Genomic DNA, 11,956 nt, shown 5'->3' with positions numbered 1-11,956 from the left:
TAAAGCCTCTTCTATCTTAACGAAACGAATCATGGTAAAGTGAAAACAGATAGCACGGAAAGGAGTTCGGGAATGGTTATTATTACGACCATCATAGTTGTGATCATTATGACGATTGTCATTGCCGCTGCTTTTGGAATGGCTGTATCAAAAGGGTACAGTGTCAAACATACTGTCGACCCGTTGCCAGATGAACATCGGGAGACAGAGGAAGAGGGGAAACATGAACGGACAGAATCGAAGTAATATAACGCCGGGAAAAACCGTTGATATCGTCTTGAAACAAGACCAGCGTTCTGGCAAAACAACGCGAGGGATTGTGAAAGATATTTTAACAAAATCTCCAACTCATCCACATGGCATTAAAGTACGTCTTGAAGACGGACAAGTTGGCCGCGTCAAAACCATCTTGTGATAATCGTAAAACCCCCCGGAATAAATTCTGGGGGGTTTCGCTTTTCTATGGTTTTAACGCCAGCAAATGATTAAAATAATGAATGGAAAATAAACGAAACCGGTTGAATTCTAGTAAACTGATTTTGTTATAAGAAGATCAACCCCAGTCGATTATACAAGCAAGACCACTTTTAACTCGGCAACAATTGTGAGGGAGCATCTGTATAAAAGAGTTTTAGCTCATGCAAGGCGCGTGTACACCCTACGTATAACAGTTTGGCATCTTCAGCATGTAGCATGTAATGATCTTTATTTGCATTCGCTACGATAACACCATCAAATTCTAAGCCCTTTGTTAAATAAATGGGTACTACGGAAATGCCACCTGCATAGGACCGATCGTCTACTGATAGAAGGTTGACATCCTGCTGCTTAGCAAGCTCCTGATACAACCATTTGCATTCTTCTTCACTTCTTCCAACAATGGCAATGGTTTTCAACCCTCGTCTTTTCATATCCTGCGCTGTTTTAAACAAGGAGTCCACTAGCTTGTCTTCTAGCATTTCACTAACTTCCACTTTCTCTCCACTCCGAAATACCGGTATAGCCGGCTGAACTGGTATTTCGGCATGAGCAATGACTTTATTAGCAAACTCAATAATTTCTAATGTAGAGCGATAGCTTTGTTCTAATTCTATATAAAGCTCATTCCCTTCAAATAGTTCTCTGAATTCTTCCCACCGATGAATTCCCTTATAAGCGTGTATTCCCTGCGCCAGATCTCCAAGTATCGTAAAGGAGCGAGCGCGATTCACTTCCATTAACAAAGCTAATTGAAATGGTGAGAAGTCCTGCGCCTCGTCAATTACAATATGCTGAAAAACATCATCCTTATGCACACCATTTAATTTAAGTTGTATATAGAGAATGGGAGCAAGGTCAGAGGGGGCTACCCTCTTCTTCTTTAAAAGCTTTGCCGATTCTGTTATGAGCACCTCATCAAGCAGATGAACTCTTTCATTTTCATCTACATACTTGGGAGGATTTATTTGAAACAATGATTTGTAAAAAGAAAATGCTGTCTGCTTCGGCCATTTTTTGAAATATCGCTTCAGTTGATCATTCGCCTGCTTACGATATTCTTTTTGAATATGACTTCCTTCAATGGATTTAATCTCATCTTTTATCCAAATTTTAAAGCGGTTCATTAACATGTCACGCTTCCGGGCGACTGGATAGGCAGAGAGATCTTTTAACCACTGTTGAATTTTCTCTTCAGAAAGCGTACTTCCTTCAAATGGCGTAAACGATCCTTCTGGGCTTACTGATTGACTATAGCTTAAAAGAGCTTCATCGATCCATTTTTTAAAGACGATCGATCCCTTTACTCTTCCACTAGCCAACTCCATCTCAGGTCGATCTTCTCCAAACCATTTTTGAAGATCATCCTCTGAAGCATCAACGTTTATTTTTTCTTCAATCATTTTTAATGTCCAATCGGTAAAGGTCGATTGTTGAATTCCCCCAACACCTAACTCCGGCAGTACGCCAGAAATATAGTCTAGGAACATTCGGTTCGGTGCAAAGATAATCATTCTTCCTGCCTGAATGGTATCGCGATATTCGTACAATAAGTAAGCTAATCGATGCAGAGCAACAGTTGTTTTCCCACTCCCGGCCGCACCTTGAATGATTAACGGGGTCGACCGTTCTGCACGTATAATATCATTTTGTTTTGCTTGTATTGTAGAAACAATATCACGAAGGCGATTGTCTTTATTTTCACTTAGCCGATAGAGAAGAAACTCGTCTGATCCACTTAATTCTTCGCTTCCTTCGACATAAGTGTCCACCACTCGCTGAAGTTCTTTATCTCGAATCACAATGTTTCTTTTTAGTTCAATATTTCCTTCAATGACCCCATCTGGTGATAAATAATAAACATCCTTTTCCGCTCCTGTAAAAGCATAGAACATACTGGCAACAGGCGCTCGCCAATCAACTACAAGAGAATCTTGTGACTCCCCATGGGCTACACCAACCTTCCCAATATAATAGGAATGTGATGACTTTTCTTCTTCTTGAAAATCCATTCGAGCAAAGTATGGTTCTTTCGCTGCTATAGCTAGTGATTGGCGATTTTCCTCTCGAATGCTTTCAAGCACCTGTTCCGTTACATTCTCACCTGAATACCGCGGGTATCCTTCCAACGCTCTTTGCTGTTTTGTAATCTCGGCAGCGATTTGGTCGAGTTGCTGCTTCTCTTTTCGATAGGCACTTTGAGTCTTATGATCCAAGATCAGTTACCTCCTTATGAGATTTGTCATTCAATTAGACAGAAATTTAATACTACCACAGAGACAGTCCATCAACCAAGTTATTTTTAGAAAATTTAAAAACAAATTTTTTCGAAAGAATTCTCTCTTAAAATGATCCAAACTCTTTATCCTCTCGTTAGCTAAGTGTAATCAAAAACAACGGTAAAAAAAACAAGGAGCGTGAAGAAAAAATGAACTTGAAAAAAGCATTTAAAAAATTAATGGTTCCGGCTCTAGGGCTAACCCTATTGTTCCCGACAGTTGCAGGCGCCGCTGAACCAGAACCAACGGTGAGTACACCAGCAGCAGATCTAAGAGCAACTCTTGATCAGCTCTTATCCGAACATTTTGTTCTAGCAGTTACGTCGATGACAAAATCGTATGATGGCACTGAAGATGCTAAAGAAGTAACTGAAGCGCTTGATCAGAACGCAGCCGATATGACACCAGCCATCGCATCTGTTTATGGTGATGAAGCTGCGCAACAATTTGAAGATATTTTTAGAGGACATAATGATTATTCAGCTGATTTTGTAAAAGCAGCCACTGAAGATGATGCAGAACTTCGCAAAGAAGCTGAGAAAGAAGTAGATGAATTTGTTGATGAATTCTCCACTTTCCTTGATACAGCAACTGAAGGAAATCTTCCAAAAGAAGCTGCTGCAGATGTTTTAGAAGTCCATGAAGACCAAGTTCTAACAACATTTGATGAATACACAGAAGGAAATTATGAACAAGCTTATACAACATTCCGCGAAGGACATAAGCATATGTTTGCCATTAGTAAAGCATTATCGAGTGCGATCGTAACACAGATGCCCGACAAATTTGAAAACACGAAAGCTATTACACCTGCTGCAGATTTACGATCAACTCTAAACAGTTTAGCTTCTGAACATTTTGCTCTTTCTTCACTTGGTCTTGAAAAAGGCTATGATCAATCAGAAGACTATGACTTTGTAAACTGGGCAGAGGATAGAAACACGGCTGACTTTAAAACGGCGATCGGCTCAATTTACGGAGATGAAGGTGCTGCGCAGTTTGAAAAGATCTGGCAAGAAGACCACATCGCTGCACAAGCTGACCTTGTTGTCGCCTCTCTTTCTGAAGATGAAGAAGCAATGAAAATGGCAAAAGAACGTCTTTTAAAAACTTTCCCTGAAAACTTCGGTACATTCCTAGGAACAGCTACAGAGGAAAACCTTCCAACGGATGCGGCGACTGAAGCACTTATGGCTCATGAAAAACAAGTCGTAGGTACATTTGAATCGTACATGTCTGATGATTTCAAAGCATCGACAGATCAATTCCGTGAAGGCTATGCATTCATGTTTGGTGTAGGAGAATCTCTAGGTGGAGCGATTGTGAAACAGATGCCTAATAAGTTTGCTGGTGAAGCAATGCCTGGCGATATGCCTAAAACGGGTATGGGTGGTGCAAGTGAGCAGTCATCTGACCTATCAGCTCTTTGGATGACAATAGGTTCTCTTGCAGTAGCTGGTTCAGCATTTGCTATTCGCAGAAAAGTCGTTAATCAGTAATTCGTACATGCCTGTAAACGACATAGATACAAAAAATCGCTTCTAACATCGTTAGAAGCGATTTTTCTATGCGTTATATTTTTTTAAAACATCGATGACCAAATCGATTTTTGCATGGTCTTCTGGAGACTGATCAATATGATGCCAGACTAAGTTCCCTCTTTCATCATAAATCCATGTTCCGCCTTGAATGTAAACATCCTGCGTTTTCATTGATTTAAGCACAAAGTCTTTTTTCTTTTGTTCTTTTGGTATAAACCCTTCCATTTTACGAGTGACGAAACCAATTGCTGCTTGTCCGAGTAGCTTCCATTTCGGCATTGTATGGTGGCCCATTCCTCGATAGGCGTCCCTCTTCGGGTCACCTGCAATCACAAATGGAAACTCTCCGAAGGCGTTTGTAAACTGACGGATATAGGTAGCATTGGAAGGTGCAATGGCAATGATCTGAAAGCCTTCCTTCTCTATTTCATCAACGCGCTTACGCAACTGCGTAAGATAAGCTCGACAGACTGGTCAGCCAAGATGACGGACAAATACAACCATTGATTTCTTTTGATTGATTAGCTGTGCAAGCGTAACGTTCGTACTTTCCGGAATTTCAAGCTGATATGTTAATTGATTCAAAGTAACCTCTCCTTACTTGCTTGTTATGACGTTTGGTCGGTGTTAACCACCTGCTTCTTATGTTCAATTTTACACTTTTTCTGATAGTAGTGATACCCAAGGAATCCAATAACTGCGACCACTAGAAGCAAGAAGAGATATTTTTGAATACTTCCAAAGATCGCTTGAACGGATTTAATGTTTCCATTTTTCCCGATCCATAACATCGCGATTGTCCACGGGAAGATTCCTATAAAGGTAAGAACACCAAACACCCATGCTTTTACCTTGCTCATTCCTGACACATAGGATACATAATTGCCTACACCAAGCGGTCGTGTAATCGCAATACTCCAAGAACCACACTTTCTGAACCAGCGCTGCACTCGTTCTACTTTCTTCTTTTTAAGCTTTTTTTCTATTTTATCTTTTACTTTCAGACCGATCCCATAAGGAATAAAGCTGAAAATGGTATAGATTACACTTGTCAGAAATGCGAAACCGATCATTTCGATAACAGAAGCATTTAATAAGTAACCATACGTTAGTGTCATCATGCCACCTGGAAAAGGCAAAGATGATGCTTCAATCGCATTGCTTATCAGAAGCCCCCAAATTCCAAGCTCTTTCAGGAAGTGAATCAGAAATTCCAGCATAGTGGATCCGATCTCCTTTACTCTTAAATTATGTCTGTCTATTAAGTTCCCTGAATGCCGAGCATGAAACCGAATTAGACCTGTTTTAATCTTCCAATTCGACAAATCCCTCTGTTTTCATCCGCGAAATTTAAACTATTTCCGCGGAAATGAAAAGATAGTCTGAAATCTATCGTCAATATTTGAGAAAGCATCATAAAAAATCCCTATCACAATTACAGTGATAGGGATTTCCCATTAGGAACCTACAGTAACAGCCTTTTCAAGTTCGAATGAAATCACAGCTTCTTCAAAAATGCGCAGCCCTTCATCCAATTGTTCTTTCGTTATAATAAGTGGAGGAATCATGCGGATAACTTCCTGATGTTTTCCGCAAAGATAAAAGAGAACGCCCTTTTCAAGTGATAAATCTAATATGCGCATCATGCCATTACCATCCGGTGCTCCTGTTTCAGGATCAATAATTTCAATTCCAATCATGAGACCAACTCCCCGGATATCGCCAATCACTTGATGTCGTTCTTTTATAACCGCTAATTTTTCTAAAGCATAGGCTCCCATTTCCCGAGAATTTCTTAGTAATTCTTCCTCTTCAATGACATCAAGAGTAGCTAAGGCTGCAGAACAAGCAATCGGGTTTCCCCCAAATGTCGTTCCATGTGTCCCCATTGGCCACTGACTCATTAATTCTTTTGAAGCGACTGTCGCACTTAACGGTAGCCCAGAGGCAATTCCTTTTGCGATCGCCATAATATCTGGGGTTACATCAAACGTCTGGGCAGCAAACCACTCTCCTGTACGACCAAATCCTGTTTGAACTTCATCAAAAATAAGTAGCATACCGTGACGATCACAAATCTCTCTCACTTTCTGTAGCCATTCTTTCGGTGGAATAATATAGCCGCCTTCTCCTAATACTGGTTCCACGATAACACAAGCCACTTCTTCCGGAGTTACTTGATGATCAAAAAGCCGTTCAAAATCTTTCTCGAGCTCAGAAACGCAGTAATCTTCTACATTTCCCCCCTCTGGACAACCAGCCATGTCCGCAAATGGAATCTGGTAAGTTAGTCCATTAGGCTGCAAGAATTTGCGATATTTACTTTTTGATGTACTTACACCAAGTGCACCAAGTGAACGTCCATGGAAACACCCAGTGAATGAAATAACATAAGGCCGCTTCGTTACGTATTTTGCTAATTTCATTGCACCTTCAATTGCTTCTGTTCCACTGTTTGCAAAGAAAAAACAATCCAAATCTTTCGGCATAATGCCTTGAAGCCGCTCAGCTAGTTGAAGAATGGAGTCATACATAATAACTCCTGAAGGTCCGTGCATAAGTGAATCAGCGCCATCTTTAATGGCTTGTACCACTTTAGGATGACGATGTCCCGTGTTTGCCACTGCAATCCCTGATGTAAAATCAAGGTATGTTTTTCCATCTGCACCGTAGTAATAGCACCCTTCTTCTTTCACAACAGGCAAGTTAGGGTGATCCTTCGCCATACTAGGTGCTAGATAGTCTGACATGTTGTGATATCTCTGTTCAAAAGATGTAGCCACTGTAATGTCCTCCTTTAAGTTCAACTATTATAAAAAGAAATGAGCCATAATAACAATAATTGGAAGTGTAATAACTGTACGCTGCAAGAAAATAATCGCCAATTCAAGAACGGAAATAGGAATTTTTGATTTCACTAGTAAAATACCAATCTCAGACATGTAGATCAGCTGTGTTAACGAAACAGCCGCAATCACAAAGCGCGTCAGTTCACTTTCGATTCCTGTTCCAATTACAGCTGGCAAAAACATATCGGCAAAACCAACGAGCATTGCTGGAGCTGCTGCTGCTGCCTCAGGAATTTGCATTAATTCTAGTATCGGAACAATCGGCATAGATAAATAAGTAAAGAAAGGAGTAAATTCAGCAATGATCAGGGCAACAGTACCAAGCGCCATTACAAGCGGAATCAATGCGAAATAAATATCTAGAACTGTATTCACACCTTGCCCCGCTACATACTTAACCCCTTTCACCTCTGAAGCTTTTTCTAGCGATTTTTGCATTCCCCACTTAAAGCTAGAAACACCTTTGGGGACCTCTTCTGAAATTTGCTTTCCTGTCCCTTCATAGTATGTGTCCGCTTTTCGCGATAAAGGTGGGATTCGTGGGCAAACTATAGCTGCGACTAGACCAGCCACAACAACTGTAAAGTAAAATGGTACAAACATCTCTTCTAGACCTATGAAACTAATCACAACAAGACTGAACGCAATTGAATTGATCGAAAAGTTTGTGGCAATGACAGCTGCTTCTCTTTTCGTGTAATAACCTTCTTCATATTGTTTTGTTGTGATTAATACTCCTACTGTACCTGCTCCCATCCAAGAAGCAAGCGCATCGATGGAGGAACGACCAGGTAATTTAAACAAAGGACGCATCACATGGCGAAGCGCTGTTCCAAAGAAATCCATTAAACCAAATTCCAGAAGGAGTGGCATAAGAAGGCCCGCAAAGAGAAACCAGGCGGCAAGAACTGGAACAAGTGAGTACAGCATCGTCCCACCTGATACATCTGAAATAATAAATTCTGGGCCGAATTTAAATAGTGTCATGACGGCGAAGAGCGCTCCAATCAATCTAGTACTGATCCAGAACCAGTTTACATAAAACAATTGTTTAAGAAATGGGCGAAGCATGATAGCTTTAGGTTCGAACGCTTTTGCAACAATAGGAATAATAGCAGATAAAATAAGAATAGCTGTCATAAAACCAGGTAAGAATGGAGCGAGTGCTGTCTGAATGGATTCAGCTAATATTCCTACCCCAATCGTCATTTTTCCGTTAAAAGGGACCGGGACAAGAAATAATAAAATACCAATTAAAGACGGAATCATAAACCACGCGTAAGCTTTTTTCGACTGAGATCCCTCTACCGACTGACTAGTACTTTCCAGCGGGTACGACTTTTCCTGTTTAACTTCCATTTTTCACTCTCCTTCGACAATTTTAATATTAATTCATATTCTTGCATATAAATTAGAAAAGAAGCAAGAGGTATTTTCACTCTTCGCTTCTTTTAACATGCAAGTATTATGCCAGAATTTATTTAATTCTGTATTTTTTAAGTTTTCTAACTACCGTTGGTTGACTCATGCCTAGCGCCTCAGCGATCTTCGTTGTTGTGCGAAAATAACGTCTCGCCTGCTCAAGTCGTTCTTTCTCTACTTTTTCAACTGTTTCTTGTAATGTTTCATGAAAATTATTCATTTCTGAATAAACTTCTGTTGTTTTTTTATATGTATGCGGCAAATCGGTTTCATGTATAACGAATGTATCCGAAGTCACGATAAGACGTTCAATTAAATTCATTAGCTCACGAACATTTCCCCTCCACGTATGTTGTGTTAATTCGTGAATCACTCCTTTATTTAATATCCGCTTTCGTTTATATGCTTTGCAGAAGTGATCGACAAACGATTGGATAAGAGGGAGGATGTCTTCCTTCCTCTCTCGTAAAGGGGGAATCACTAATGGAACAACATTTAATCGAAAATATAAATCCTCTCGAAACATTTTTTCTCGTACAGCTTGTTCCAAATCTTTATTCGTCGCACTAATGATTCGAAAATCTGAGCTAACCTCTTTTCTTCCTCCTAAGCGATAAAAGCGCTTTTCTTGAATGAGTTTCAGTACTTTCACCTGATTTTGGAGCGAAAGTTCTCCAATTTCATCTAGAAAAAGCGTTCCGCTAGCTGCCATCTCTGCTAATCCAATGCGCCCTCCTTTTCTAGCTCCAGTAAATGCTCCATCTTCATACCCGAAAAGTTCCGCCTCAAATAAAGACTCAGGAATTGCCCCACAGTTTACTTCTATAAATGGCGCCTCTCTGCGTTCACTTTTAGAATGAATGTAACGAGCGAGCTCTGTCTTTCCTACCCCCGATTCCCCTAAGAGAAGAACGTTCACATCTACTCCAGCAACCTGCTTCCCAGTAGCCAGAATTTTTCTCATAGCATCACTTCGGGCAATCAGTCCCCCATCATCCTGTTGTTGTTTGAGCTGCTCCAGCTCATTTCTCACACGCTCCATCTCAGAAGACATTTCTTCCATGCCAGCCTTAATTTCCATTAACTCGGTTATATCGTGTGAATAACTAACAATCCTTAGAAGTTCTCCGATTTCGTTAAAAACAGGCAGACCTGTTACGAGAAGCTTTTTCCCATCAGGACCGGTTTGCACGAAAGTAACACGCTTCTTTTCCTTCACGACTAGTGGTGTTGCAAGTGGTGTAAACAATCCTTCTTTTTCAAGATCATATACCGATCTCCCCATCAAATCATTGGCCTTCACGCCATAAACCATACCCGTTCCTTCACTCACTTTTACGATAATCCCATTTCGATCTGTTACTAAAATATCGTCTTGTAAAGAATGAAAGATCGCTTTATATTCGTTCCACTCTGTCAAATGATCACCCGCTATTATTCATTTTTGAATACTACTCGTACACCAACTTAAAAATCCGCTCAGATACTTGTTTATTATTATTCATTTTTGAATAATCTCACATTTACATCGTACCATAACTGTTAGCACTACTAACAGATGGTAACCAAGATAATAGATAAATAGCCGGCCTACTTCTGTTGGCTGTTTGTATACTGTCTAAATGACCCATAATATTCGTATGCTTCCCATTGCTCTTCATTAGAATCAAAGTAAATCCAGATTGGTACGTCATCTAACTCTGGATATTCTTGAAACAACGATCGATCTCCTAATCTTATAGCCCTTAATGCTCCAGGCAACTCTTCTCGAAAGATTCGATCTCTTATGCTTGTTCTTCCTTCTTCTGTTGGATCATCAATCAAGACATAGACATAATAATAGAGTCCGCAATCATTTCGGAATGTTCCAAGCACTTCATCTCGTAAAGAAGTAATACGATCGATGGCATATTCTGTTCCAACTGTTAAAAATAATTCTCCCGTTACATCAGAATGCGTTAATGTATACTTTCTTCCTACAATCCTTTTCTTTTCCTTTATTCCATCACGATACGTTACATACGGTTGCCGCATTGCTATTCCCCCTAATGAAAAGCCTATGGAGAATCTAAAATTTGGTGCCAGTTCTTCTATTCCACAAAAAAAAGCATCTGCTTTTACTCAGATGCTTCTTCCATACTTACCAGATTGCTTCCACCCACTCAGGATGGTCAATAAACGGATTGCGATTGTGCTGGTACTGATCATAAATCACATTGTTTCGATTTTCTTCAAAAGAATCGACTGGATCCATTTCATTCCATTCTTTCAATACCGAAATTTTCCCGATATATGGTGCTGAACCATTATTCACAAGATCGTTCACTTCTAAATCAACTTCCCCGCTGTCCCCTTCGTAACGAACAGCCATGTAGAAAATCATTCGCGCTACATCACCTTTCACACTGTCACGGGGCTCCCAAGAATCACTATCATAATAATTACCAGGTGCTTCTGATTGAGGAGAACCACCATTATCAAAATCAAGATTACCACGGGAGCTATTAACCGTTACATCAGTTGGACGCAGGTGATGAACATCTGTTCCTGGTCCCATAGACGTTCCAAAATCTCCGTGGGATTTTGCCCAAACGTGTTCCCGGTTCCAGTCGTCTACTCCTCCGCCGTTCTCATACTTGCTTTGGGACCTTCCACTATAAAGAAGAATGACATTATTAGGATTTAACGGATCTTCGTCGGTAACCCTCAGGGCATCCCATACTTCACTATAAGAAAGCTCTGTATGATCATCAATAATCATGTGCAATTCTGTTTTCAAAGCACTACCGGTTTTACCTACAGCAGAGCGGTAGTATGTATCATCGTAAGGAGAGGCTTCTCCTGAACCACCAGGATTTCCACTTCCCGCTCCATCACCGAGTTCGATAGCCGATACGCTCTTAACACCTGCATGAGCAAAATAATCTGTTAAACTTCCATTTACAACTACGGATTCACCTATTAAATCCGGGTTGCTTTTCAACCCAAAAGCACTTCGTAACGAAGATGGCACTTGAACAAAAAGCATTTCATTGACATTTGTTTCATTTGCTTGATCTGCAATTGCAATAGCATAATCATCTGAAAAATGAAAGGTAGCAATGGAAGATGTTGATTCTGGCTTTCCTACAATAAACCCTTCCACTGCTCCACTACTCCCCTGATTTGCAATTCCCTGTGTAACGGAATATGGTGATGACGATGTTCCTGAACCGTCTGCAAATGAGGGTGTAATCGTGAAATACATCATAATTAACGAAACCACCAACATAAAAACTACCGTTCCATAAGTGCGACGTGCCGTGTTCATTTTGCTTCCCTCCCCATAATAAATCCTTCTTGTGCATGAAGCATCTTCTAGTTTAAACGTACACGATTAAGCTAGTGG

General features: G+C 40.4%; 10 protein-coding genes and 1 pseudogene. 3 read left to right on the top strand and 8 right to left on the bottom strand.

Going from position 1 to position 11,956, the window contains the following annotated elements; all coding sequences use genetic code 11:
• Positions 1-72: 72 nt before the first annotated feature.
• Both ytzI and PQ511_RS15740 read left to right on the top strand, forming a co-directional pair.
• Positions 73-246, top strand: a complete 174-nt coding sequence (gene ytzI / locus PQ511_RS15745; protein ID WP_273852853.1) for a YtzI protein — start codon at positions 73-75, stop codon at positions 244-246.
• Positions 224-415: a YwbE family protein gene (locus tag PQ511_RS15740; RefSeq protein ID WP_273852852.1), complete on the top strand. Its 192-nt coding sequence runs from the start codon at positions 224-226 to the stop codon at positions 413-415. The genes ytzI and PQ511_RS15740 overlap by 23 nt, the downstream gene beginning before the upstream one ends.
• Before the next feature lie 172 nt (positions 416-587).
• Here the strand turns inward: PQ511_RS15740 and PQ511_RS15735 are convergent, their stop codons facing one another.
• Positions 588-2,693: a HelD family protein gene (locus tag PQ511_RS15735; protein WP_273852851.1), complete on the bottom strand. Its 2,106-nt coding sequence runs from the start codon at positions 2,691-2,693 to the stop codon at positions 588-590.
• Between the two features lie 212 nt (positions 2,694-2,905).
• On the opposite strand from PQ511_RS15735, the gene PQ511_RS15730 reads away from it, so the two are divergent.
• Positions 2,906-4,255: a globin family protein gene (locus PQ511_RS15730; protein WP_273852850.1), complete on the top strand. Its 1,350-nt coding sequence runs from the start codon at positions 2,906-2,908 to the stop codon at positions 4,253-4,255.
• Positions 4,256-4,321: 66 nt separating this feature from the next.
• On the opposite strand, the pseudogene PQ511_RS15725 reads toward PQ511_RS15730, so the two are convergent.
• The 7 genes and pseudogenes from PQ511_RS15725 to PQ511_RS15695 all read right to left on the bottom strand — a co-directional run.
• Positions 4,322-4,759 (bottom strand): annotated as a pseudogene (locus PQ511_RS15725) (peroxiredoxin-like family protein); the annotation flags it as partial.
• Between the two features lie 146 nt (positions 4,760-4,905).
• Entirely contained in the window at positions 4,906-5,517 is a 612-nt protein-coding gene (locus tag PQ511_RS15720) for a DedA family protein (protein ID WP_273852849.1), read from the bottom strand.
• Positions 5,518-5,754: 237 nt separating this feature from the next.
• Positions 5,755-7,080 (bottom strand): aspartate aminotransferase family protein, encoded by a 1,326-nt coding sequence (locus PQ511_RS15715; RefSeq protein ID WP_273852848.1) that lies wholly within the window; start codon positions 7,078-7,080, stop codon positions 5,755-5,757.
• A 27-nt stretch (positions 7,081-7,107) separates the two neighbouring features.
• Positions 7,108-8,505, bottom strand: coding sequence for a YjiH family protein (locus tag PQ511_RS15710; RefSeq protein ID WP_273852847.1), 1,398 nt, complete (start codon positions 8,503-8,505; stop codon positions 7,108-7,110).
• 118 nt (positions 8,506-8,623) lie between these two features.
• Complete coding sequence (locus PQ511_RS15705; protein WP_273852846.1) at positions 8,624-9,988, bottom strand: sigma-54 interaction domain-containing protein; 1,365 nt, start codon at positions 9,986-9,988, stop codon at positions 8,624-8,626.
• Between the two features lie 170 nt (positions 9,989-10,158).
• Complete coding sequence (locus PQ511_RS15700; RefSeq protein ID WP_273852845.1) at positions 10,159-10,602, bottom strand: staygreen family protein; 444 nt, start codon at positions 10,600-10,602, stop codon at positions 10,159-10,161.
• 106 nt (positions 10,603-10,708) lie between these two features.
• Positions 10,709-11,878 carry an endonuclease gene (locus PQ511_RS15695; protein ID WP_420541718.1) on the bottom strand — a complete coding sequence of 390 codons (1,170 nt, stop codon included), beginning with the start codon at positions 11,876-11,878 and terminating at the stop codon, positions 10,709-10,711.
• Positions 11,879-11,956 lie beyond the last annotated feature (78 nt).

Origin of the sequence: Guptibacillus spartinae (assembly GCF_028610625.1) — a bacterium.
Classification (GTDB): Bacteria; Bacillota; Bacilli; order Bacillales; family Guptibacillaceae; genus Guptibacillus; species Guptibacillus spartinae.
The sequence above is the reverse complement of the archived record's forward strand: the minus strand, read 5'-3'. Positions and strand labels throughout refer to the sequence as shown.